Origin of the sequence: Komagataeibacter europaeus LMG 18890 (genome assembly GCF_000285295.1) — a bacterium.
Taxonomy (GTDB): Bacteria; Pseudomonadota; Alphaproteobacteria; order Acetobacterales; family Acetobacteraceae; genus Komagataeibacter; species Komagataeibacter europaeus.
Map to the genome: position 1 here is coordinate 1 of NZ_CADP01000036.1, position 22,799 is coordinate 22,799.

Annotated in this window: 22 protein-coding genes and 1 pseudogene; 5 read left to right on the forward strand and 18 right to left on the reverse strand. The window is 59.3% G+C overall.

The annotated features are described in order from the left end of the window. The 12 genes and pseudogenes from GEU01_RS22660 to GEU01_RS22665 all read right to left on the reverse strand — a co-directional run. Positions 1 to 410: IS5 family transposase (locus tag GEU01_RS22660; protein WP_042710803.1), on the reverse strand; the 410-nt coding region annotated here is incomplete at its 3' end. 192 nt (positions 411 to 602) lie between these two features. After that, positions 603 to 1,940, reverse strand: coding sequence for a histidine kinase dimerization/phospho-acceptor domain-containing protein (locus tag GEU01_RS11465; protein WP_007396722.1), 1,338 nt, complete (start codon positions 1,938 to 1,940; stop codon positions 603 to 605). Next, positions 1,937 to 2,608: a response regulator transcription factor gene (locus tag GEU01_RS11470; protein ID WP_007396721.1), complete on the reverse strand. Its 672-nt coding sequence runs from the start codon at positions 2,606 to 2,608 to the stop codon at positions 1,937 to 1,939. The genes GEU01_RS11465 and GEU01_RS11470 overlap by 4 nt, the downstream gene beginning before the upstream one ends. After that, positions 2,608 to 5,682 carry an efflux RND transporter permease subunit gene (locus GEU01_RS11475; protein WP_019086193.1) on the reverse strand — a complete coding sequence of 1,025 codons (3,075 nt, stop codon included), beginning with the start codon at positions 5,680 to 5,682 and terminating at the stop codon, positions 2,608 to 2,610. The genes GEU01_RS11470 and GEU01_RS11475 overlap by 1 nt, the downstream gene beginning before the upstream one ends. Further along, entirely contained in the window at positions 5,682 to 6,833 is a 1,152-nt protein-coding gene (locus GEU01_RS11480) for an efflux RND transporter periplasmic adaptor subunit (RefSeq protein ID WP_019086194.1), read from the reverse strand. The genes GEU01_RS11475 and GEU01_RS11480 overlap by 1 nt, the downstream gene beginning before the upstream one ends. Beyond that, on the reverse strand, positions 6,830 to 8,086 hold the full coding sequence (locus tag GEU01_RS11485; RefSeq protein ID WP_019086195.1) for a TolC family protein: 1,257 nt from the start codon (positions 8,084 to 8,086) through the stop codon (positions 6,830 to 6,832). Before GEU01_RS11485 ends, GEU01_RS11480 begins: the two co-directional genes overlap by 4 nt. A gap of 11 nt (positions 8,087 to 8,097) precedes the next feature. After that, positions 8,098 to 8,574, reverse strand: a complete 477-nt coding sequence (locus GEU01_RS11490; RefSeq protein WP_370664434.1) for a hypothetical protein — start codon at positions 8,572 to 8,574, stop codon at positions 8,098 to 8,100. A gap of 198 nt (positions 8,575 to 8,772) precedes the next feature. Continuing rightward, positions 8,773 to 9,285 (reverse strand): annotated as a pseudogene (locus tag GEU01_RS24295) (transposase); the annotation flags it as partial. Positions 9,286 to 9,804: 519 nt separating this feature from the next. Beyond that, positions 9,805 to 10,119 (reverse strand): type II toxin-antitoxin system PemK/MazF family toxin, encoded by a 315-nt coding sequence (locus GEU01_RS24300; protein ID WP_306308847.1) that lies wholly within the window; start codon positions 10,117 to 10,119, stop codon positions 9,805 to 9,807. Positions 10,120 to 10,206: 87 nt separating this feature from the next. After that, a complete protein-coding gene (locus GEU01_RS26280) occupies positions 10,207 to 10,359 on the reverse strand; it encodes an AbrB/MazE/SpoVT family DNA-binding domain-containing protein (RefSeq protein WP_167331482.1) in 153 nt (50 codons plus the stop codon). Between the two features lie 69 nt (positions 10,360 to 10,428). Continuing rightward, positions 10,429 to 11,097, reverse strand: a complete 669-nt coding sequence (locus GEU01_RS11505) for a MucR family transcriptional regulator (RefSeq protein ID WP_019086198.1) — start codon at positions 11,095 to 11,097, stop codon at positions 10,429 to 10,431. A gap of 384 nt (positions 11,098 to 11,481) precedes the next feature. Then, positions 11,482 to 11,796: a WGR domain-containing protein gene (locus GEU01_RS22665; protein ID WP_198284466.1), complete on the reverse strand. Its 315-nt coding sequence runs from the start codon at positions 11,794 to 11,796 to the stop codon at positions 11,482 to 11,484. Positions 11,797 to 12,323: 527 nt separating this feature from the next. On the opposite strand from GEU01_RS22665, the gene GEU01_RS11515 reads away from it, so the two are divergent. From GEU01_RS11515 to GEU01_RS11525, 3 genes are all read left to right on the forward strand, one after another. Further along, positions 12,324 to 12,713 carry a hypothetical protein gene (locus GEU01_RS11515; protein WP_019086200.1) on the forward strand — a complete coding sequence of 130 codons (390 nt, stop codon included), beginning with the start codon at positions 12,324 to 12,326 and terminating at the stop codon, positions 12,711 to 12,713. A 61-nt stretch (positions 12,714 to 12,774) separates the two neighbouring features. Beyond that, positions 12,775 to 13,779 (forward strand): thiol:disulfide interchange protein DsbG, encoded by a 1,005-nt coding sequence (locus GEU01_RS11520; RefSeq protein ID WP_019086201.1) that lies wholly within the window; start codon positions 12,775 to 12,777, stop codon positions 13,777 to 13,779. Then, on the forward strand, positions 13,776 to 14,312 hold the full coding sequence (locus GEU01_RS11525; RefSeq protein ID WP_019086202.1) for a hypothetical protein: 537 nt from the start codon (positions 13,776 to 13,778) through the stop codon (positions 14,310 to 14,312). The genes GEU01_RS11520 and GEU01_RS11525 overlap by 4 nt, the downstream gene beginning before the upstream one ends. 405 nt (positions 14,313 to 14,717) lie before the next feature. On the opposite strand, the gene GEU01_RS11530 is transcribed toward GEU01_RS11525, so the two are convergent. From GEU01_RS11530 to GEU01_RS11555, 6 genes are read right to left on the reverse strand one after another with little or no spacing between them, the layout of a single operon-like run. Further along, positions 14,718 to 15,215, reverse strand: coding sequence for a hypothetical protein (locus GEU01_RS11530; protein WP_019086203.1), 498 nt, complete (start codon positions 15,213 to 15,215; stop codon positions 14,718 to 14,720). A gap of 24 nt (positions 15,216 to 15,239) precedes the next feature. Beyond that, positions 15,240 to 17,600: a DotA/TraY family protein gene (locus GEU01_RS11535; protein WP_019086204.1), complete on the reverse strand. Its 2,361-nt coding sequence runs from the start codon at positions 17,598 to 17,600 to the stop codon at positions 15,240 to 15,242. 22 nt (positions 17,601 to 17,622) lie between these two features. Continuing rightward, positions 17,623 to 19,035 (reverse strand): hypothetical protein, encoded by a 1,413-nt coding sequence (locus GEU01_RS11540; protein ID WP_026018685.1) that lies wholly within the window; start codon positions 19,033 to 19,035, stop codon positions 17,623 to 17,625. A 10-nt stretch (positions 19,036 to 19,045) separates the two neighbouring features. Beyond that, positions 19,046 to 20,230, reverse strand: coding sequence for a hypothetical protein (locus GEU01_RS11545; RefSeq protein ID WP_019086207.1), 1,185 nt, complete (start codon positions 20,228 to 20,230; stop codon positions 19,046 to 19,048). Beyond that, positions 20,230 to 20,817: a hypothetical protein gene (locus GEU01_RS11550; protein WP_019086208.1), complete on the reverse strand. Its 588-nt coding sequence runs from the start codon at positions 20,815 to 20,817 to the stop codon at positions 20,230 to 20,232. The genes GEU01_RS11545 and GEU01_RS11550 overlap by 1 nt, the downstream gene beginning before the upstream one ends. Further along, positions 20,814 to 21,203, reverse strand: coding sequence for a hypothetical protein (locus tag GEU01_RS11555; RefSeq protein WP_232272506.1), 390 nt, complete (start codon positions 21,201 to 21,203; stop codon positions 20,814 to 20,816). The genes GEU01_RS11550 and GEU01_RS11555 overlap by 4 nt, the downstream gene beginning before the upstream one ends. Here GEU01_RS11555 and GEU01_RS11560 point away from each other — a divergent pair. Then, a complete protein-coding gene (locus GEU01_RS11560; protein WP_019086210.1) occupies positions 21,202 to 21,585 on the forward strand; it encodes a hypothetical protein in 384 nt (127 codons plus the stop codon). The genes GEU01_RS11555 and GEU01_RS11560 overlap by 2 nt on opposite strands. A 349-nt stretch (positions 21,586 to 21,934) precedes the next feature. Further along, positions 21,935 to 22,738 carry a helix-turn-helix domain-containing protein gene (locus GEU01_RS11565; protein ID WP_019086211.1) on the forward strand — a complete coding sequence of 268 codons (804 nt, stop codon included), beginning with the start codon at positions 21,935 to 21,937 and terminating at the stop codon, positions 22,736 to 22,738. Positions 22,739 to 22,799: the final 61 nt, after the last annotated feature.

Genomic DNA, 22,799 nt, shown 5'->3' on the forward strand with positions numbered 1-22,799 from the left:
CCCGCGTCATAGCCCGAAAGCCCGCCGCTTTCCGTGGTTTTTACCGACTGGCTATCAATCACGCCCGCGCTTGGAGAGGCTTCACGCCCCTCAATCTCGCGCAGGCTCATGACCAGGACCGTATTCATGACTTCGAACAATCCGGCATCACGCCAGGCGTAAAAATAGCGCCTGACGGTCGAGACCGGCGGAAAGCATTTCGGCAGCAAACGCCACGCACACCCGGCCGAGGCTATGTAGAGCATCGCGTTGACCACCTCGCGCATATCCGTCGTGCGGGGGCGACCACCCCGTTTCGCCGGGGGTATAAATGGCATGATCAGAGCCCACTCTTCGTCCGTCGTATCCGATGGATATCGCATTCCTTCCCGGCTATGTTCACGTCGGGCAATACCAGTCCATGTCACCATTCACTCCATCTCTTCGTAAAGACGGATGAATCACAACAGGCTGGTATTGTTCAAAAACTTTCGGATCGGGCTCTAAGAATATTGCCAACGGGCTGCTGTACCAGGCAACCGTGACGCAGGGCATTCGTGACATAGGGGAGTAGAGTACGCAAAATGGAGTTGCCTGCGCGTCTGTTCCTCTACTGTCATGAATTAGGTTACCTTCGAGTTTGGAAAGGTGACACACACACCAAATCCTCTGGCAGATCCTGTAAGTGGGGAACGTAAGCGCAGAGTAACGTCCATTTGGGTAGCGATATTACTGGCAATGGCGAGACCCAGGCCACTGCCATGATTACCGGTCCCGCCGCGCACGAATGGGCTAGTCAGCCGCTGGAATATGCCGGGTGGCAGCGCGGGGCAGTCATTGGTGATGTCGATTCCACCATCTGGTAGCACGGCCACCCGCACGGGCATATGGTGCCCTCCATGCAGCAGGGCGTTTTCAAGCAGGTTGCGCAACATGATGCCGGTCGCATCCATGTCACCATGTACGAATATGTGGTGAATCCCGTCTGGCGCGATGACAATGCCCTGCCCGTCACACGGATTATGCCCAAGATCATCGACAAGGACATGCACTACGGTCATCAGGTCGAAACGGTCGCGCCGGAAAGCGACGCCGGACGAGGCGCGGGAAAACTGCAGCAGTTTTTCCACCGTGCGGCCCAGCCTGCGGGTCCGGTCGGCAATGAGCTCCACCCGCCGGCCCGTATCCGAACCCGCCGGCATCAGTCGGCCCAGCATCTGTACCTGCGCCAGAAGGGCTCCAAGCGGGTTACGCAGTTCATGCGCAGCGCTTGCGGCAAAGGCGCGCTCGGTAGAGAGCGCTGCCTCCAACCGCGCCAACAGCGTATTGATCGAGCGCTGGATGGAGACTAGTTCGTCAGGGAGATCAAGGGGGGGAATGGGCTGAAGGTTGCCGCTGCCACGTGCGCGCATCTCGTCATGCAGCAGGTCCAGCGGGCGCAGGGCGCGCCGCACGATCAGGCGCACCAGCCACCAGATCACCGGCATGAAAAGCAGCATGGGCACGACAGAGATCAGCATCGCGCGCCGGACGGCCTCGCGCCGGTGGAAGGTCGGTTCCCCCACAAGAACGCGGTATTTCTCCGCCACGGGTGACGCGACATAAACGCGAAAATGCGGAACATTAGCAAACCCGGTCCGCCACGCGCGCTCGAATGCGTCCTGCGGGGCATTCTGGGAACGCAACACGACATGCCCGGTCACATCCACGATCTGATAGGCCAGGGTGCGTGGCCCGACTTCCGGCAGCCAGGCGATGGATGACGCCGCACCAGGATCATGCAGTCGTGTCTCCACAGCCGTCTGCAGGCGCTCGGAAACTTCCTGCAGCGAGTTGTCCAGCCGTTCCGTTACCTCGTAGCGGGTAAATCCACCTACCGCGACACTGAGGATCAGCAGCCCCAGTATCACGACCATGAGTACGCTGCTGATGATCCGGGTAGACAGGCTCCAGCTTTTCATGCGCCGTCCCTTGCATCGAGGCAGTAGCCACGGCCGCGTATGGTCCGGATGACCGTGTTGCCGACCTTGCGCCGCAGGCGGCTGATGAAAACCTCGACGGTATTGCTGTCCACGTCCCGGTCCAGCGCATACAGCGCGGTGTCAATCTGCTGGCGCGAATAGATCCGGCCCGGACTGCGCGACAGCAGTTCCATGATGCTCCATTCCCGCGCGGTCAGGTCCAGCCGCTCGCCATCACGCGATACAGACCGGTTCTCCCGGTCTATCGTAATCTCTCCCACGCGGCAGTGCGCGTGCCTGCGCGGCGATGCATACCGGCGGGCCACTGCCGCAATACGGGCCACGAGTTCATTCAGGTCATAGGGCTTGACGATATAATCATCTGCCCCTTCGGACAGACCCGCGATACGGTCACTGATCTGGTCCTCTGCCGTGGTGATGAGGATGGCGATGTCTGATGATGTCCGACGGACCTCACGCAACAGGTCGCGCCCACTTCCATCGGGCAGGCCAAGGTCGAGCAGCATGAAATCATAATCCACCGTTGCCATGGCCGCGCGCGCGTCCTCCAGCGTCGTGAACCAGTCCACGGCATGCCCGTCCAGACCCACGCGCTCCTGCACCGCCACACCCAGATCGTATTCATCCTCGACAATAAGGATACGCATCAGTCCTGATCCTTTTCCCGCATGACCCGGGCATACAGTGATGGCAGCACAAGCAGGGTCAGCAACGTGGACGTGACCAGCCCGCCGATCACCACACTGGCCAGCGGGCGCTCGACTTCCGCGCCCGCACTTTCGGAAAACGCCATGGGAAAAAAGCCAAGGCTGGCGACAAGGGCTGTAGCCATGACGGGACGGAAGCGGGATTCCGCGGCCGCAAAGGCCGCCTGTGCCACGGCCATTCCCCGTGCCCGCAGGGCTGCGATCTCACTGACCAGCACCACGCCATTCAGGATCGCCACGCCAAACAGCGCGATGAAGCCGATCCCCGCCGAAATGCTGAACGGCATGCCGCGCAGCGTCAGCGCCACGATGCCGCCGGTTGCCGCCACCGGCAGGTTGACGAACACCAGCAGCGCGGGCCGCACTGCGCCAAACGCCACCACCAGCAGCGCAAAGATCAGGCCAAGGGCAACGGGCAGCACGATCTCCAGCCGCCTTGTAGCTGATTGCAGGTTACGGAACTGCCCGTCCCACTGCATGGTATAGCCCGCGGGCAGCTTCACGTCCCGCGCCACACGGGCCTGTGCTTCGGCTACATAGGAAGACAGATCACGCCCGCGCACATTGGCCTGCACCACCATGCGCCGGCGTACCCGGTCGCGGCTTATGCGCGGCGGCCCATCGACTTCATGCACATGCGCCACCTGTGACAGCATCGCATTCCCCTGCCCGTCCATCCGCCGGACCTGCAGCGCGCCAATGGCGGCGGCGGATGTCGCCACGCGGGGGTCAAGGCGGACCTGCGTGCCGATGATGGCGTTATCCACGATCACCGGCCGGGCGCCGATATGCCCGCCTATGGCCTCCACCGTATCGAGAATGTCCTGCACCGCCACATTGCGGCTGGCAGCCTGCGTGCGGTCAATGTCGACCACGATCAGCGGCACGGTGCCGTCCCCCGCAGCCGCCACGTCCGCTGCCCCCTTCACGCCGGACATAGCCGCCACCACCCGGTCACCCAGCTCGGCCAGCATGGCCAGGTCATCGCCAAAGATCGAGACGGCAATCTGCGTGCGCACGCCAGAGAGCAGGTCATCCATGCGCATCTGCACCGGCTGGCTCCATGAATACAGCGCATCGGGCAGTTCGCGCCGCAGGGTATCATCCATCGCGGCGACCAGCCCCGCCTGCGTGCGGGCGGTTTTCCATGTGGCGGGTGGGTTGAGGAAGATGAAGCTGTCGGTCTCGTTCACGCCCATCGGGTCGGTGGGAATGGCCGATGTGCCGGTATTGCTGACCACCGCGCGCACTTCGGGGAAGCGGCGCAGGATCTGCTCCTGCTTCGTGACTGACGCCAGAACCGTATCAAGCGAGGCCGAGGGCAGCCGCGTGGTGGTGACCGCCAGCGCCCCTTCATCAAGCTGGGGAATGAACTCACCGCCCAGCCTCATCGCAAGCCCCGCTGAAAGGGCCAGCACCACCAGCGTACCGCCAAACAGGATGCGTGGATGGGTTTCCCCCCATGTCACCATATGGGTATAGGGCCGGCGCAGGAAGGCAATCAGCCGCGTATCACCCGCAGGCCGCACGCCCCCCAGCGCAAGGGCGGCCAGAACGGGCACGCAGATGAAGCAGTACGCCAGCGACGCCAGCAGCGCCATGATGACCGTCTGCGCCATGGGGCGGAACATGTGCCCCTCGATCCCCTGCAGGGTCAGGATCGGCAGATAGACCATGATGATGACCAGTATGGCAAACCCCACCGGGCGCATGACCTGCTGCACGGAGGAGATGACCAGCGGAATGAATTCGGCGTCCGGCTCCTCCTCCCTGCGCGACAGCACATGTTCGATCACCACCAGCGAACCATCGACAATCATGCCGAAATCGATTGCGCCAAGGCTGAGCAGGTTGGCCGAGATACCGAACTGCCGCATGCCCGCCATCGCGCAGACAAGGGCAACCGGAATGACCGAGGCAATGACAAGGGCGGCCTGCCAGCTCCCGATCACCACCACCAGCACCCCCACCACCAGCACGGCGCCCATGACCAGGTTGTCACGCACGGTGGCGATGGTCTGCCCGGTCAGGGTGGCGCGGGTGTAATAGGGTTCGATCGTGACGCCTGCGGGCAAAGCCTGCCGTATGCCCGGCAGCGCACGGTTGATGGCGGCAAGCGTTGCGTTGGAACTCGCCCCGCTTTCCATCATCACCACGCCGATCACGATCTCGCCCTGCCCGTCACGCGTTACCGCCCCCAGACGGGTGCGCGCGCCTGCGCGCACGCGGCCAAGATCGCGCAGCCGCACGGCGGACCCATCGGGGTTGGTGCGCACGGCAATGTTGCCAAAGTCGGCCAGGCTGCCGACCAGCCCGCGTCCGACCACGCTCTGCTGTTCGGCATGGTGCGTGATCCATCCGCCGCCGGATGCCGCGTTGCCGGCATCCACCGCACGATAGACCTCGCCTACCGAAAGGTTGCTGCCGATCAGCCGCGCGGGGTCCAGCGTCACCTCATAGGTTTCTTCCGCCCCGCCATTGACGTTGACATCCACCACACCGGGTACAAGACGCATCTGCGGCACCACGGTCCAGTTCATGATGCGGTTGAGTTCCATGAGCGAACCCCCCGCGCCACGGATCTGGAACTGCATGATCTCGCCCATTCCGGTAGCCAGCGGCCCCATGCTGACGGTAATGCCGGGCACGGATATGCTGGCGCGCGCCTGCTGTATGCGCTCGTTCACGCGGGTGCGGTCCAGGTTGATGTCGGTATCATCGGCAAACTGCACATACACCACCGAGACGCCGCCGCGCGATACGGAACGCAGGTCAGTCATGCCGGGGATTCCGGTCATGCTGGTCTCGACGGGAAAGGTGATGAGTTTTTCCACTTCCTCCGTCGCAAGGCCCGGCGCCACGACCGAGACGAGAACCTGCCGGGGCGAAATATCCGGCACCGCTTCCACCGGCAGGCCCAGGACAGTCATGATGCCCGCGGCCAGCAGCAGGCCAAGACCGCCCAGCACCAGCATGCGCGCACGGATCAGGGTGGCAAGGTAGGCATGTGCCATCAGTCTGCATCCATTCCGGCCAGACCGATGACGGAACGCAGGGCAAAACTACCATGACCCACCACCGGCTCGCCCTCTGTCAGGCCGGAACGCAGCACTGCCTGCCGCCCGTCATCCAGTGCCACATCGACCACGACCGGCCGGTAGTCCGTCGCGTTCACCCGCACGAACACGACGCTGCGCCCGTCAATCTGCTGGATGGCTTCGGACGGCACGACAAGACCCGCCACGCTGTCACGCTGAGCCAGTGCGGAATCCAGCACCATACCGGGCACCAGCGCGCCAGTGGGGTTTGACACACGGCTTATGACCCGGACCAGCCCGGTCAGGGAACTGGCCATCCCGTCCACCGTATCGATACGGGATGTAAACGGGCCGTCTGCCGTCCGCGTTACCTGCTGGCCGCCTGGTGCGATCCGCGCCGCCTGGTCCGGCGGGATGTCGGAGACAAGCCATATGCTGGACAGATCCGCGACGGTGGCCACATCCATGCTCGGGTCCACATCACCCGCCACTGACGTACCGATCACCTGCACCATGCCGTTGACAGGGGAGATCAGGGTCGAGGTTTCGTCTTCCGCGCCCTGACTGTCCTGCTCCGATGATGAATTGAACTCCTCGGCAAAACGGTGGCCCAACGTGTCCACATCCGCCTGGCGTGCACGCATGGTGGCATCCGCCTGTGCCAGCACGTCCTGCCTGCGGCGCAGTTCGGCCAATGATATGCTCTCGCCAGCCAGTGCCCTAGCCCGCTGCACCGCGCCTGCCGCATCGGTCCGGGCCGCAATGGCGGCAGCAAGCGCTGCACGCATCTGAACCGCCTGCAGGCGCGCAACATGCAGGGAATGATCCTGATAGCGCACCAGCGCCTGCCCCCGCTGCACGGATGCTCCGGGCTGTACCAGTACTGCCAGCACCTTGCCACTGCCGGCGGGATGGATATGAACGACCCGCGTCGTATCGGGCATGACCCGGCTCATGACCGGCAGCATGGGTGCCACGCGACCCGGCGTGGCTGTGACGATGGTTACCCCTTCATTGGCAACCGCCGCCCCGTCCAGCTTCACGATCGGGGGCAGCGTCCCCTCCCCGGCATGGGCAGGCAGGGCGGACAGGCCGAGAAGAAACAGGATGGAGGCAATCCGCTTCATGGCACGACACCTGTTGCAATCAGCATGCGGATGCTGGCGACATGCCATTCCACTTCAGCCCGGACACTGGCCAGTCGGGTATTGGCGGCCGCCTGCCGGGCGGCAAGCGCCGTATCCACACCGGCTTCGCCTACTTGCCAGGCCCGTTCCTGCGCCTGGGCCCGCTTTTCCATATTCTCTGCGGCACTGCGGGTAGCCTGTCGTGCCGTGGTGGCCGCGATCAGGCGTTCACGCACGCGCATCATTTCCAGATGCACCATGCGCCGCGCCTGCGTTTCCTGGCTGGTGGCCGTGGCCAGGCGGTTGCGGGCTTCGGACATGATGGGGGTGTTACGGACCTCGCTGGGCAGGGGGATGCTGAAATTCACGCCCACACGATCATCCCACGGGCTGCCGTACTGCTTTTCATGAATGGCGTCCACGCCGATTTCCGGGTTGGGCATGAACGAACGGCGCGCCAGTTTCATGTTCGCTTCGGCGGCTTCCACATTGCGGTGCGCGACCTTTATGCGGGGATCGTTGTCTTCCATGTCGCGCGGGCTGACAAAACGGGCCTGCGTCACGTCGCCGCCACCATAACGGCTCAGGTCAGGCACAACCGGGCGCCCCAGCAGCACCTCCAGGGCCGTAGTCGCGTTCTGCGCTTCCTCCTGTGCCAGGGCCAGTTCATTGCGCGCGTTCTCCATCGCCGCCTGCGCCATCTGCCCATCGACCGAGGCCAGTTCCCCACCATGCACCGCATGCGTCGCATTGCCGGCCATGCGCGCTGTCGCATCGTACAGGGCATGGGCCACATCCATCCGGGTACGGGCAATCAGGGCGGCGGCAGCTGCGTCCAGCACCCGGATGGATAGCGCCATGTGTTCGACATTGAGCTGCTCATCAATCGACGCGGCTTCCGCGCTGGCTACCTGTTTTGTTGCACTGCCCTGCCCCGGCAACCACAGCGGCACCGATACGCCGCCCTGATAGGTTGTATAGCCTTCGTTACTGCCCAGCATGTGGTCATCCATGTATTCACCCGACAGGGTCGGGCCGCCGGCAAACCATGACCCGGCAGCGCTGGCGCGGGCGCGGGCGGAATGATGGCCGACCTGAAGTTCGGTGCGGACGGGATCGATCGCCCAGGCCATGCCGACGGCTTCATGGAAGGATGGGCCAGGGCGGGCGTCCTGGGCCAGGGCCATCCATGGCAGGGCACAGGCCATGGCGATCGACACGATGGGGGGGATGGGGGGGATGGCGCGGTTCATGCTTCAGGCCATCATGGAATGGCGCGACCACCATGGCTGATCCGTTCGGCCAAATCGCTCCACAGTCGCGCCATCAGCAGATTGATCTCGGACGTGACCGAAAACGGGGACTGCGAACGCGCCAGGGGCGAAAGGGACATGCGTTCCCCGATGACAAAATGCCCCTGCGAGAACAGCCGGGCCGAAATCGCCCCCTGCTGCCCCTGCCCCATGGGCCTCGTAACGGAAATACGCAGGTGTGGCGGCGGGTCGGCAATGAGACCGAAGACATGCCGTTCAGCTTCATCAGAGGGGCACGCCACGCCCTGCAGCACGGCGTCACGCAGTACGGAATGGGGATAACCCCCATACATGCCATCTACATGCAAACGTATACCATGCCGGACCGTCATACATATGCCCTCTGTCCCATCATCCGCCCAAGCGGCCGACACCCCTAGGAAGAAAATACAGGCTGCATACAGACTATCCCGCACTATCCTTTGCATAATAAGCGTCTGTTCCCCGGCGTACATAAAGTTCCTGCCATCACGACGATGACTTTCTGACGGTAACAGAGAAACCTGACGTGAACCTGAACATCCGGTCTACAAAAGAGAATTTATATTATGAAAATGATTATCATTTCTATATTTAGAGTAAGCGATAATTTCATATGTGAATTTAAGGCTCTGTTAGAGCCTGAATTAGAAAGCGGTTTGATTGATTTGTCTCAGCACCCTGCAGATATGGACAATCATCAACTGTGCACAGGATAACGAGATTGGTGCCTCGACATGTTTCGTGAAACGGCGGCAGCGTCCGAGCCATACGAAGCGACGCTCCACGATCCAGCGTTTCGGCATGATGATGAAGCCTTCAGCCCGATCGCTGCGCTTGACGATCTCGATCGTCCGTCGGCCACGTTCGACCAGCACACCACGCAACTTCTCGCCAGCATATCCACCCTCACCAATCAGATGGCGCAGCCAAGCGAACAATGAGCGTATTTTGGTTGCTGCCGGCGGCGCACCGTTATGATCCTGAATGTCGGCGGGATGCACGACAGCTGCCACGACATGACACAGCGTGTCGGTCGAGATATGCCGCTCGCGACCCTTGATTTTTTTTGCTCGCGTCATAACCACAGCGGCCGCTGTTGTAGCGGTTTTAACCGACTGGCTGTCAATAACACCCACCGAAGGCGTGGCGTCTTGCCCACTTGTGCTGCTCTGCCACAGCTGGCTAGGCTCGTATCTCGGATTTGAGCATCTGTTAAAGTTCCTTGCTACGGACGGACATGATGCTGTCGTGCCCTCGGTACCCAGCTCTGCCTTTTTCAACCCGATCACCGGTATCATACATAGGCCCGCGTTGTGCAGCCGCACTCATATGCGGGCTGATGGCTCGTCTAGCCGGTACCCGGCGTTTTGAACGCTCATCGGCGTCAGGATAAGGCTCCAGACTCACCCCGCACCCAGACTGAAACAGGTGATTTCACACCCCTGCCCAATTAGATTACAAAACCCGACCACAGCCCGGTGCCATTGCTAACGTATAGCAACCTACCGCCAGGAATGTGCTGGCAGCCGCAACCGAACGTGACCCTGTTCGGCTGTGCTGCACATCTCATGTTTCCGTTTTCTGGCGCAGAGGCCAACGTTGCCCTGTATGTCGGCGTAGAACGTGGTTGATCGCTCATCAGACAAGCGCATGGAGCGTCGAACCTACAACACATATTAAGAAGTCCGGCAGGACATGTTTGAATACATAGAAATGTTCGGGCTTCCCTGTTTTCCTCGGCCAGCCAGTAATCTGGCATGCTGACGAACTGCCTCAATTTCCTTTGCCGAGACCTTTCCTTTGAGCTTCGCGTTCCGCATCCGCCAGTCCAGACTTCTCACCTGATCAGAGAGGACCACACTGGCGGGTTTTACTACTACGGCTACTTCAAACGGATAGCCTTTGATTTTAGTGGTCATGGGGCAGCAAAGCGTCATCCCCGCTTTGGCATTATAACTTGCAGGGCTGAGAAGCACCGCAGGCCGATGCACAGCCCGTTTCCGCCCCGGCTGAGGGATCAAATTCCAACCAGACAATGTCGCCGCAGTCCGGAACCCACGTGACCTGCGATTTGGTGTTCACCAGCTTTCGTCACCTACAGACTGTCCAAAGTCAATTTCATCATGCCCGTTCAGATCGGTAATCCCGGCGACGAGATCTTCCAGTTTGAGCAGTGTGGCGCGAACTGGCGCAATGATAACTCGAACATCTTCCTCATGAACATTCACCATCTGATCATCCTGACGTTCGGGTGATGCCTGGCTGCCTTATGACAAAGCCGGATAGGCCGGGCTGATCAGTCAGACCTTGGCCCCTTTTGCTTTCGTGCCGGTCTTCCGTACCGCACGCGGTCTCGCTGAAGTCTTGGAACCCGGCGTTTTCTTTGGCGATGCCGCGGAAGATCCGGTTTCAGTTGCCGACGACCTGGATCGCTTCGAAATCGTTTTTTTGGGGGGTAATACAGCCTCAGCAGTGTCGACCAACACTTCTTTCGTCGCACTATCGACAGAAGGTGCTGCGGTTGCTTCGTCCACGGGAGCGGTCTGGGGCACCAAAACCTTACGTCCGAGACCCGCGTCTCGCGCCAGAGTCGCCCGCATTTTGGCATACTCCGGAGCAACCATGGGATAATCCATAGGAAGCTGCCATTTCTCTCGGTATTGCGTTGGCGTCATCCCATACCTTGTCTGCAGGTGACGCTTGAGCATTTTGAGTTTTTTGCCATCTTCCAGACAGACGATGTAGTCAGGAAATACCGACTGCCCGACTGGAACTGCAGGCTGCTGGGCAGGGATGCTGCTATTTTTCTCTGTGGCCGGTGTTGTTTCGCGGATAGCAGCGTAGACATCGCGGATAAACGCCGGGACATGTTCTGTCGGCAGAGAGGTATTGGTATTGCCGAGATGCGCTGCCACGATGTCGCTCATGGCAATTACAATTGCCGGGGATAGGTCGTCTGATTGGTCCATGATAAAGCCTCTCCGCTATATTTTTACCGAATAATATTGCCGGAGTGTAAGTCTTTATGCAATCGGCAAAATATGGCGTATCGAAAGCTGAATTATATATTGCGGCACGTTGCCTACATCGATCACATTGCACCATGAACATCAAGTTTTACGCAAATTGTATGCGGCGGAGCCTGCCCCTGATTACGCTATCAGACGGCGTAAACTGGCTTATGCAGCGGGCCTTTCACGAAAACTACGGCTCACCCCAATGTCGATGATAAGTTTTTTAGTCCGAATATATCCACACACGAATTTTCCATGACGTGGTAAGCGGATACAGTATTTATCTCTATCACCTGTCTGATGATCATACCGGGTTACCCCTGCAGGTAATGCGGCCAGTCATGGCTGTGTAACGATATAGCCGCGTTTCAGGCGATAACGGATCATCGCGGTCAGAGCATTCACCGCAGCGCCTTCGTCCGGATAGAGATCCACGCGCTGGGTGCCAGCTGTCCCGATCCTGCCCCAGTTACGAACAAGCGCGGCACCACCGAACAGGTCGGGCTGAACTGACAATCCGTAATACCGCCACTCATTGAAGCTGGGTTGAATACGGCGCAACTGGACAGATAGCGGGAACAGTCCAAGTTGTATTGTTTTCCCTGGGGGAACGGCGCTCCTCGATCTTCTGGATGTCATATTGGTCCTGCGCATCGCGTGATGCTAACATGATCTATTATCCAAGTACAGATATTCTGAACTTCTTTCAGCCTTTTGCAACTCTGCATGGAGCATGCATGGATCATTTCCTGCGATCTATAGGTCGGATGGTACGATGCGGATGTCTTCCGATACGCCAATCATCCGGCACATTGGTGGTTGCCTCAAACCATGACCCGGTCGAGAGATGACGTAGAAGACGCTTTTTCTCGCCACTCAGGCGTGACTGTCATTCGATCAGCCAGAAAGTGCAGTGCATGTTTCGAACATGCGGTGCCCGCAGAATATTGACGAAACACTTGGTAACAATAATGAGATATGCGTTACAACAAGACGGAATCGTGTAGATTGAGCATCCTGATCATGATTCCGTGGAGCCAGGTGACCAGATTAAATCACGACGGAAATCGTCAATAATGGCAAAGTATATCGGGTTATGCCGCTCCAGCGCTCCGTAAGAAACATGGCAACCGTGCACTGCGTTGCTTCAGTGTGTTCGTCTTGATCCGTGTGAGGATGACATGAAGTTTGATGAACTTCGCTCGCGTTTCGAGCTTATCGATGACGAACAATCCGGACAGCTATGCCTGACGCTGGTTCAGGCGATTTTAGCGCTGAGATGCAATATTGAATACATTGCTTCTCCAGCGAAAACATCAACTGCCAAGCGTGAGCAGGCAAGATCATTGCACCCCATTCTGGTGCTTTGCCACGAAAAAGGCCGTCAGTTGAAAGACGACCACCCGAATTCCCATTATTTGCAGCTCCGCGTTGATATTCTTGTAAAAATGATAAGCGAGATGTCGATCGACGAGTTAGGAAGCGAAGCAGAAGAGACGTTTATTCTCTCCCCGATCAACCCTGCTTTTGAAAATCCCCTGTCTCGAGAAAGGGGGAACGACAAGGAATGATTTTTTAATCGCAGTCGCATGATCAGGGCGTACAGGACATAGGTATTGTCCGGAGTCCGCCATGCGCTGTTTCTACGTGTTGCCATTTCTCCTGCTCATGCACGCGCCAGCGCGAGGACAGCAATGCTCTGTGTCTACTCCGATTGGGTCCAGGAGCGACACCATAGGGCCGCCCCTGGAACATGGTGATAAAGGTAGGACCGATGCAGTCGCCCACCTTGGAATCGCAGGGGCCAACATCGAAAAACTACCCGATCTCCACGGCTTCGAAGCTGGCATCGCCCATACCCGGAACGAACTCCTCGTCTTTTTCGCTCCGGAAAGCCATGCGATCGTGCTTAGCGGCACGCTGATCCCGGTCCCCTACGACACCCTACGTTCCCTGGCCGGATCGCGCGCCCACGATCTCGCGCCGGTCGATGGCATCAGGGGAATGTTTGTTCGGGCAGATAACCGTTTTCAGGTCGTCTATGCGACCCCGGATGGCAAGGCAGCAGTCGCTGCCCGCATGTGGGGCGCCACCGGACAGGACATCACGAGAGACCAGATCAGGGGCATTCCTGGAGCCGTCCCGGAAATCAGTATCTCTGGCGCTTCAGCCGACGCTAACGAACAGTCCGGGCTCCCGGGTCTCTCGGGAGGCCTTATAGGGATACCTTCAGCCCCGGAAGTCATCATGTTCATAGACCCGCAATGTATCTACTCGATGAAGGCGATGCATATCCTTCAGCCCGCAATCGATGCAGGGAAAGTTCGCCTGAAAATAGTCCCGCTGTCATTGCTTGATTACGAGGATAATGGCGCCAGCACCGTCAATGCGAGAGCCATGCTGTCGCTTCCGGCAAACGAGATGGCACAAGCGTGGGTCAACGGTCGCCTAAACCCAGGATTGACAGCACCTGAACCGGATAGTGAGGAGAAGCTTGCCCGCAATACCGAGATTGCACGGCGGATAGGGCTCACAGGGACCCCAACCTTCGTCTGGATGCACCGCAATGGCAGGATCGGCCGGCTCGACGGCGTTCCCACGGATGTCGCCACGTTTCTGACCTCGGTCTCGCAATGAAGACACGACAGGACCAGACCGGCCCGCGGCGTTTTTTTGCAAGAACGCGCAAGGTGGCCCGGCTGGTGATTGGCGATCCACGTACATTGGTCGCCTGGTCCGATGTAACGAGAAATGCCGCGCTGATTGAAGCCCTCGGGAAGGCATTACTGATGCCAAAAGCCGGTATGCAGGGCCCGCGGGCGCCAGACGGTACCCCTATTGATATCGCCGCGATCGCTGCCGAATATGGCGTCGAACCCCGCGTTGTGGCGATCTTACTCGATCAGAGACAGCATGAGACATACAGGCGGGCGCTTGCTGCCAGTATGCTCGCTGTAGGTCTGATTCTTGGCTGGGCCGGAGAGATGCTCCTTTCCCACTGGAAGGGCACCCAACTCCTTGCTGCGCTGGAGTTCGCACCCTTCTGGACATTTCTGGCACTCGTGGCGTTTCAGAACGCGTGGCTCAACTGGCAGATCCGCGAACGCCGCCTGTGTTCCGCCCGCCAATTTGTCGCGACCGCCGACAGCCTCATTCCCCGCAAGCCGTAAGCGCAAGTCCATCTGCATTGCGCTGGTGAATAGATAGGATCGGCGGAGCACTCAGAACGTCCCGGGAGGCGCGTTCTTGTCGCCGCCCTGAGCGCCTGTTGCCCAAGAGGCGTGTTCATAATCCTCGCGCCCCTGCATCACCCGTGGATCATCAGGCCGGACGATCGTACCGGCGCGATCGCACGTAGGGGGTGTCCAGATTACACGTGTCGATCCGTAGGCAGCGTGCGGATCATAACGCGCATGCCTGGTCGGCGGAGCCTTTGGGCCATGCACATGGGCAGCAGACGACACGTTGCCAGCGCTGCATGCCGCAAGCCAGGGGGAGAGGACAAGAGGTAGAATGAGATGTTTCACGAATGGTCTCCCGCTTAGAGGAGACCATCCTGACCAAGTATCTTGCGACTAGGACTGCCGCTTTCTCCATTCATTTTCCATGGAAAGATAGCCCCAAATCCGTCGTTCCATGTTCTCGGCCTTGGTTGTCAGTGTGACATGGTCATCGCTGAGTCGGCGGTAATTGACACGGATTGCCTCAAGTTCTTGCGCCCGGTCTTTTTCCTGTTCCCTTGATATTTTGAGATCGTTGGCAAGCTGCTCAGCATGAGCACTCGTCCGACAAAAATGGTCTTTCAGTTCTCTGATCTGGGATTCCAGGCCATGAGCGTAGTCTTTCCAGTCTTCCAACTGGCTTTCGAGTTTATCGGAGTGAGCATTTGCCAGATTAAGTGCCTCGGTCAAGCGACTGATTAACCGAACCTGCTCTTCGAGTTCGTTAAAATGCGGCGGAGCAGCACCATGAAGGGCCTGTCGGATATTGCGTTGCAAGCTCTCGCTATACTGACACGACATGCGTCCGAGTATGAAGCCTGCCGGCCCACTCAACCCGTTGCCACCAAACATTTCATGCCCTCCAAGTGTAACGCACTATAGGATCTTTTTCATTGTCGTATCTACAGCTTTATTTGCACCCGTATATATTTGCTTACTATTTTTATCATCCATAGGCTGGGTCGCAGTTCGATCGCTCCCACCGAGCGACTGCTGAATCGAGAGCAACGTGCCCGCCATACCGACAACGGCGGCGTCCCGGCTGAACTGGTCGATGTCGACCCGGTCCACGTCACCAAATCCGATCATGGCGGGAACCCGCTGGGGTAGGATCGAGATCATCCTGAATGAAATGAACGCCAAAGTGACATGAATCATGACAAACAGGCTGACCAGAACAATCATGCCGAGGAAGTTGCTCACAATCCAGCCGTTTGACAGCACCAGTCCGGCCGCAATGCCGAAACACATGTGGATCAGCCACGACACTGAATCAAATATAAAATATCCAAGGAAAAGTCCGAACAGCATCAGCACCGGCCGGAAGATGACATTGAACAGAAGGGCATAACCCTGTTTTGCATGACCGTGCAGCCCCTCCCCGTTCATGGTCATATGCGCGAGCATCCACAGAGGCGCTGCAATCACGGACTCACAGACCATGATGAACCATCCAGCCACGGCAAACATCCACATGACAAACGGGATCATCGGGATGACATAGGCGATGGTGAGGCCTGGCATAAGCATGGCGAAACAGCCGCCGATAATCGGCGCGCCAAAAAAGTGCATCAGTGCGTGCCCGGCCCCTGCCGCAACGGCACCTTCAGGATTTCCGCTCAGAAGCGACAGCACGCCAATACCGACGGTGCCGGCCGTAGAAGAAAGAACCGACGCAGTGCCCATGGTGAGAAGGGCGGTCGTGATCATCCAGTTGCCAAGTGACATGAGATTGCCAAACGGATCCGTCCAGTAGCCGTTCGTACCGGACGGCTCGATAAATCCGGTCACGATCTGCAGGGCGTAATCATTCAGGTGCAGGGCGCGGAACAGCTGGTCGAGCACACCCGCACCGTCTCCGCCCGGTATCGCTCCTGTGTACAGGTCAGCATTCCCGCCTGGCGCGGTCACGCCATCCTGCGTTGCAACCATGCTGTCAATGTTCTCCATAAAGGTGTCCGCAGACTGCACCAGGGGCGCAATGTCCGAGGCAAGATAGTTTCCGAGACCGGAATAGGATGGCGTGGTGATGGTTGGCGTTGCGGTCATGAGAGACAGGGTCTGGCCATTGAGGCGCGCGAATTCGAGATAGTAGGCTCCTGCGCCAGTCCACCCGAGAGTATCCATCTGGCTGCTGGTGTTGACCGCATCTCCGTTCGTCGAAATTCCCCATTGGTGAAGCGCGAGCGTCTGATTATTGACCGTGTCCTGAAGCTTCGAACGCAGTTGTGCCGCCTGCGTCGTGAGACGCGACGCATAATCGTTGGTGGCATTGACGATGATGGTCATGAGTGGGGCCAAGGACGTTGTCGTTTTGGTCTGCCAGTACTTCTGCGCCACCTGTTCAACCTGGCTGCGAATGTCGCCAAGGATCACGGAATCAAGGACCTGCTTTTGCATACCCGCCTGGTCGACCTGGAAACCGGCCAGATTCACTGCGTCAGTATTGGGCGCCTGCAGACTTACGGCCCCGCAAACTGGTGTCCCGTCTCCTGCGCCGGCTGCCATATTGTAAGAATAGTTGATGATCCCCATCTTTCCGCCGGTCACGGACAGGACGGTCTGCCCGGTCGGGGCTGCAATCAGGCTCGTGTTATTCGCAGCAATGTTAATAATGGCCCGGCAGAACTCATTTTTTACAAGGCCGGTCACAATCCCCTTTGTGCCGGGGATAAGGGGCTGTGCAATGACCTTGCCGTCTGGTCCGATCGCCTGCTTCGCCTTGTCGTAAACGACCTTCGCCATACCGATGCCCCAGAGCGAGCCCTGCACGACAACGGCCTGCGCTGCATTGAAGCCGGTTGTCGGCAGCGGCCACATCAGGATGGCCGCAATCCCGATCCGCACGATCGACATGCTGGTCTGGTTGTTACCAAGGAGTTGCGCTGTTTCTGCACCCCGGTGGATGTTCATGAAGTAGATATAGCTTACGACCGCCATCGCAAATGCCATGACAAACCCGGAGAACCACCCGATCATGGTTCCTATGACGGTCGCCTCGTTGCCGATGCTGGGCGCGCCCGTATCCTGGCCGAAAACCGGGAATACAGACCGGATGACCTGCGCCGCCCAGTCACTGCCCGGATCAAGCAGGTCCCATGTCACGTTATAGCCCGTGCTGCTGGCTGCATCTCCCGAACCGGTCGCGACAACCGTCTGCGCTGCCGCGGACACGGTAAGAGCCGACAGAAACAGAAGCGGCAGGATGGCGAATACAGGGCGACGAAAGGGCGTCATGGTTTGTCCTCCAGCGGCGAAGTCACGGCGCAGGACTGGCGGTGGGACCGGGCTTCATCCGCGTCATGAAATCCGTGACTGCAGTCACAGCCTTGTGCATCATCTCGCGGACCTTCTCGCTCATGTCTTCCAGCGCACTGGCCCCCTCTTTTTTTCCGGGCACTTCGGCAGCAGTCCTGCCGATCTCGGCATCGATCTGGGTGAAGCGCTGCGTCACACTGCCGGGCATTCCCATGCGCTGGCCTGTTGCCTCGGCGGCGTCCCTTCCCTTTCCGTAGGCTTCGAGCTTGCTGGTGACATTCTCCAGTTGCGCCGCAAATGCCTGGTTATTCTGTTTCTCCGTCACAAACTGGCTATGCAGATCCGCATACCGGCCACCGGCCTTCATCTCCGACAACACACCGGCAACACCGTCAGGGTCGCCCTTTCCTGCATCTGAAATCGCCGCCATGATGGAGGAAGCTGGCCGCTCCCTGAGGTCACGCAGGGCCTCCACCGCCTGCTTTCCCAGACGTTCGGTCGCCTCCAGGCTCTTTTCGTCACGCGCGGTGTGCAGCCGGGTACTGAAATCGACGGCCTTTTCCATCCACGATGATGCCGGGTTCGCAGGCTGGCTATCAATGCGCGAGGCAATCGCTTCCGCAAGGCGGGCAAAGCCCCCACCGCGAATAACCTTGACGTCCTCCTGATCCTTGGCCGCCGCGTTCGTTTCCCGTGTGTTCGCTGCCGCCTTTTCCTTTGTGCCGTTGCCATCCATCGTCGATCGGCTTTCCGGCGCATCTTTTGCCGAACCTGTCTGTTTCTCTTGAAAATCCTTCTGAGGATCCATCGTATGGGTCTGTCCGGGTTGGCTGCTGGCCGACTGCTCCGGTCCTGGCGGAGCGCCCTCCCCCGGCGACGCCATTCCACGGGTTTTGTCCGCCTGACCTTTCTCATCGTGCGCAGACCCGGCAGCATGGTCATGACCTGGCGCTGGCTGGCGCCCTGGTTCGGGAAAGATGGTCGCCCTCAGGCTATCGATTGTGTGCGCGATATCCGGGTGGTCCGGATCCTGATGTCCTTCAACCAGCTCGCTGGCAAGTGTCCGGATCGCGTTTACTTCTGGCTGCTGAAGGCGATGCGTTTCACGCATCATCGCAGCCACGACAGGCTCCTCCAAACCTGGATAATGTGCCGCGCGCTCTGTCATCTCGGCGCGGAGAGGATGCTCCTTTTCGAGCGTCGGTCCCAAAAGGCGCTCTACATCCTGCACGGCGTACGCGATGCGCGTACGGAACCCAGGATCATTCTGGACGTCAGGCCCACGGGATTCCTGCCGCAGCCGATCATATGCGGCGGCCTGCCCGGGCGCCTGCTTTCTGTATTCGGACTGCACGCGATCGAGGGTTTTCAGCACATCTTCTATATCACCGGTTTTCTGCTGGGCCTCAGACATGACGGACCTCTTATGGGTTGATCGTGGGAGACGGCATCGGGGTGAGGCCGTCCTTGAAGGCGACCTCTTCTTCCTGTGCGACCCGGGTAGCCCCCATGGTCGCCAGATAGAGACTGAGGCGGTAGTTCTGGAGTGCCAGGTAATTGGCCTGCGCCATTTCGGTGGCGACCTCGCGCATGACGGACGCGGGAGGCATTGCCTGGAGCGAGGCGTTCCAGCTTACGCTGGAGACCCTGCGATTAACTTCCAGCGCCATGGCCTGCAGCCACGACGCCTTGTCGAGCGGCGTGAGCCCCTCGGCCGTCATTTCAGCCTTCTGGTCCCGCGTGAGCGTGACAGACGGCACGCCAAGAGATGTGACGTAGCCCGTGACCCAGCGGGCAAGAGACATACGGCTGTTGTACGACCGGCGGCGGGTTGCGGCTTCACGTCCCCGAAGGCTGGACAGCTGCTCGCCACGCAGGGCCGCCGGCGCGACCGGCTGGATGAGCGTGGTCGCATAATCATTGGCGGCATCCACTGCGCCATCCGCGGACAGGGTATCAGCGCCGAACAGGCTGGCGGCACGCTGGTCGGCGTTCGGCAGCCGGGACACGGAAGAGCAGAGCCCCTGCGCCACGTCGTCGGATGAACAGTAGCGCTTGAGGTGCAGGGACATGTTCGCATCCGTGCCCTGCGACTTGCCGTAATAGGAGGGCGTGCCCTGGCCTGCCTCACCGCGGGGATCGCTCACGGTCGCAATGGCGTACACCGCAGAGCGCGCCGCTTTGGACGCCGCCACGGTAGACTGCTGGGCGTCAAGGCCCGCGCAGAATTCCGGGTTCATCATATGCTCGTCCCGGATTCCGGTTTCCTGCTGGCGCCGTAGAAAACCGGCCATCGCCGCGTCCTGGGCATCCATGAGTTGCGACTGGGCACCAACCTGGGCTTTTGCGTAATTGGCAACCTGCGTGAAGCCCTTCGTCAGGAGAGACGCCACGGAATTGGGGTTTGTAAGGCTACTGAGGTTTGAATCGATGCTGGTTGTCAGGTTTTTCGTCATCGTATCGAGGGCGCTGCCCGTGAACGCCTGAAGAAGCTTGATCGCTGCAACGACCGCGGCGTCACTGAAAAGCGCATATGCCGGACGCGGCGTGACTGCCAGCACGCAGACGCACGAAGCAGCACCAATGATAACCATCTGCAGCCTGCGCATCAGAACACTCCGTCCACGAGATTGCTCAGGCTGTATCCGGTCGGAAGCTGGGGAGATCCGTTGATATACAGATCAGTCGTACCGCTCGACGTCCCCGCAATGGCGGTCGCAATTGGCGGACCACCACCACCGAAACTCAGGCTCGGGCACATGAGCCCGCTACTCGAGCCAAAACCGAGCCCCAGGTTAACGCCCGACAGACTGAGTCCGCACTGGGTCGACCCCATGGCGTTACCCCATGCGGCCTGTGCTGCCTGACAGACCTGGCCACCTATCTGGCCCTCGACGGCCTGCAGCAGGGCCGCGGGGTCAAGGCCGTTCGTGATGAGATTCAATCCGGTGCCGTTGAAAAAATTGCTCAGGCAGGACAGGCCGTTGACGCTATCCGGCTGCTTTTCATAGGCGTCGTTGGCCTGGACGCGTTCGTTTACGGCTGTTGCCGCCGCCTGGGTCAGGGCGGCGCAGCCGACGCTTCCCGTCGATGTCGTGGCACCAGAGGCGCCTGATGACGTGGTCTGCGCATGCCCCTGTATCGATACAAGAGCGGCAGCCACTGACAACAGGACACGGAAGCGCAGATCGATCATGCGGCCTCCTGACGTGTGGCCGGACGCGTCACAGCCTCCAGCAGGGCAATCCTTTCCGGAGCAAGAAGGCGATGAAGCGCGTGGCGCCTGCTTTCCGAGATCACGCCCCGTCCAAAAGGGCTGTCCGCCGACAACAGGTCCCTGCGGCCGCGCAGATAGGGGATCAGCGCGTCAAGGGAGTTGACCAGATCAGGCCATTCATGTGGCGCGACACCAGCGAGGATGGCGTGCCAGGCCGTCCTCGCTGTCATATCATTGTCCAACATCGCGATGACGTCCTTTCCGCCCCTGATGCGCCAGATCTCGCCGAGCGCATCCAGCGCAAGGGAGACATTGGGCATCGGGGAAGAAGGTCCGGATTTCCGGACGGATGAGGGCTTGTTCATGGAACCTTCCTCGGGTGATTACGACGAAGGTGTCGGGCCATCATGCGACCGGTCAGCGAATTCGACGTCGGACCGCGACTTTATTATGACCAACATCAATGACGTCGCCCGCCTGGGCTACCGTGGTCGCCAGAACCTTGTTCCATTCCCGGCCGCCCTGCCAGTCAACAGGAACGCTGGTGTCCACGTCCGCCGCGAACACGACGCGCACCCCATGCGGAACGATCTGGCGTACGGCGAAGCCAAGTGGAACCTGCTTTCCGTATCCACTGGCGATATGGAAATATCGACGGGCTGGAACAGCCCCGGATGTTCGAGGATCCGTACCAGTACCCGGCAATACGCCCGGCCCTTCCTGACCAGTGTCTCCCGATGGGGGTAAGGTCTCCCCGCCAGTTGTCCCCGTTGACGGCAACGTCAATGCCGGCCGGGGCGGAGTTTCCGGAGAGGTTGTCTGGACCAGATGAAACGCGGCTGGTGTGGCAGATATGGGGCCAAAGGCCAGCGCCATAACCACGGCAGACATAACAGGCATATGAGTGTCTCCATCAAGTTCTCCTGACCAGAGCAGCGGCCTTTGCGACCTCAGACACCTTTTTTGCGGGCTCCAACTCGACTATCATGACGTTCCGTCACGGCTGATCCCCTGTCAGGACGCGGCCAGTCGATATCTTCTGGATGTTGGAAGTTTCTTTTGCTGAGGAAAACGCCCGCCGTGAGAGTAAACGAAAATGTCCCATGACAATGGCAAGATGCAAGCCGAGGCTTTATTTGCATCCGGCCAATTATATAGAGACATCGGGGAAATCATTTATGACAGGCGGACGGCGCTTGACTGGACGCAGGTGCACCTCGCCAAACTGGCACGGTTGAATGTATCGGTCATACGGAGCATCGAAGCAGGTCGTCCGGTTTCCCTGGAAACATTATCGGCGCTGCTACGGGTATTTGAAATAGATCCGCGCGATATTCTTCCGCAAGGTGCACCAGAAGGTACATGGTTTGCCCATCTGGATCTGGTGGCATCCGCCACGCAGCTGAAAAAGACCATGAAGCAGTGTTCGGACTACAATCTGGCAATCCAGAAATTACGCGACATTATTGGCAATATTTCCAAAACGTTTAACCTGCTGGAAATACCGGCCAGATTGCCGATCGATCATTATTCACACAGTGTCGCCTTCACCTCGGGGGAACGGCAGGACCTCCTCGAGATATTTGGGCGCAGGATTCAGATCTTCAGGACGCTTCAGGGGGCAACAGCGAGCCAGATCGCCCATAAATCACATGTTTCCCTGACCAGCCTGAGCCTGATTGAAGCAGGGCTGAGAAATCCGAGCCTTGAAACGGTTTATCGCATCGCCGAAGGCCTGGCCGTCTCCGTTTATTACCTGATCCCGGGAATACATGACGACGCAGATCTTTTGCGTTCCCTGGACATGACCGCGTGGGCAATGTCCGCGCAATCACAACTCGAAGCCCTCGCTGATCTCGAATCCATTATTGGTCACCTCGACGATATCGCAAACCACTGACCGGGTGCATGAAGGTATAAAGACTGTCAGGAAAGGGGTCTCCTTTCTTATGGCAGACCCT

Bases quoted from the DNA above. Each gene is read 5' to 3' on its own strand.
- GEU01_RS11555 (WP_232272506.1), bottom strand. From the start codon at position 21,203: ATGAACAAGCCCTCATCCGTCCGGAAATCCGGACCTTCTTCCCCGATG.
- GEU01_RS11540 (WP_026018685.1), bottom strand. From the start codon at position 19,035: ATGTCTGAGGCCCAGCAGAAAACCGGTGATATAGAAGATGTGCTGAAA.
- GEU01_RS11545 (WP_019086207.1), bottom strand. From the start codon at position 20,230: ATGCGCAGGCTGCAGATGGTTATCATTGGTGCTGCTTCGTGCGTCTGC.
- GEU01_RS11490 (WP_370664434.1), bottom strand. From the start codon at position 8,574: ATGCAAAGGATAGTGCGGGATAGTCTGTATGCAGCCTGTATTTTCTTC.
- GEU01_RS11565 (WP_019086211.1), top strand. From the start codon at position 21,935: ATGTCCCATGACAATGGCAAGATGCAAGCCGAGGCTTTATTTGCATCC.
- GEU01_RS11475 (WP_019086193.1), bottom strand. From the start codon at position 5,682: ATGGCACATGCCTACCTTGCCACCCTGATCCGTGCGCGCATGCTGGTG.
- GEU01_RS11560 (WP_019086210.1), top strand. From the start codon at position 21,202: ATGGAACCTTCCTCGGGTGATTACGACGAAGGTGTCGGGCCATCATGC.
- GEU01_RS11530 (WP_019086203.1), bottom strand. From the start codon at position 15,215: ATGTTTGGTGGCAACGGGTTGAGTGGGCCGGCAGGCTTCATACTCGGA.
- GEU01_RS11505 (WP_019086198.1), bottom strand. From the start codon at position 11,097: ATGGACCAATCAGACGACCTATCCCCGGCAATTGTAATTGCCATGAGC.
- GEU01_RS11480 (WP_019086194.1), bottom strand. From the start codon at position 6,833: ATGAAGCGGATTGCCTCCATCCTGTTTCTTCTCGGCCTGTCCGCCCTG.
- GEU01_RS11525 (WP_019086202.1), top strand. From the start codon at position 13,776: ATGAAGACACGACAGGACCAGACCGGCCCGCGGCGTTTTTTTGCAAGA.
- GEU01_RS11535 (WP_019086204.1), bottom strand. From the start codon at position 17,600: ATGACGCCCTTTCGTCGCCCTGTATTCGCCATCCTGCCGCTTCTGTTT.
- GEU01_RS11515 (WP_019086200.1), top strand. From the start codon at position 12,324: ATGAAGTTTGATGAACTTCGCTCGCGTTTCGAGCTTATCGATGACGAA.
- GEU01_RS11520 (WP_019086201.1), top strand. From the start codon at position 12,775: ATGCGCTGTTTCTACGTGTTGCCATTTCTCCTGCTCATGCACGCGCCA.
- GEU01_RS11550 (WP_019086208.1), bottom strand. From the start codon at position 20,817: ATGATCGATCTGCGCTTCCGTGTCCTGTTGTCAGTGGCTGCCGCTCTT.
- GEU01_RS11485 (WP_019086195.1), bottom strand. From the start codon at position 8,086: ATGAACCGCGCCATCCCCCCCATCCCCCCCATCGTGTCGATCGCCATG.
- GEU01_RS11470 (WP_007396721.1), bottom strand. From the start codon at position 2,608: ATGCGTATCCTTATTGTCGAGGATGAATACGATCTGGGTGTGGCGGTG.
- GEU01_RS11465 (WP_007396722.1), bottom strand. From the start codon at position 1,940: ATGAAAAGCTGGAGCCTGTCTACCCGGATCATCAGCAGCGTACTCATG.
- GEU01_RS26280 (WP_167331482.1), bottom strand. From the start codon at position 10,359: ATGGTGAATGTTCATGAGGAAGATGTTCGAGTTATCATTGCGCCAGTT.
- GEU01_RS22665 (WP_198284466.1), bottom strand. From the start codon at position 11,796: ATGCGCAGGACCAATATGACATCCAGAAGATCGAGGAGCGCCGTTCCC.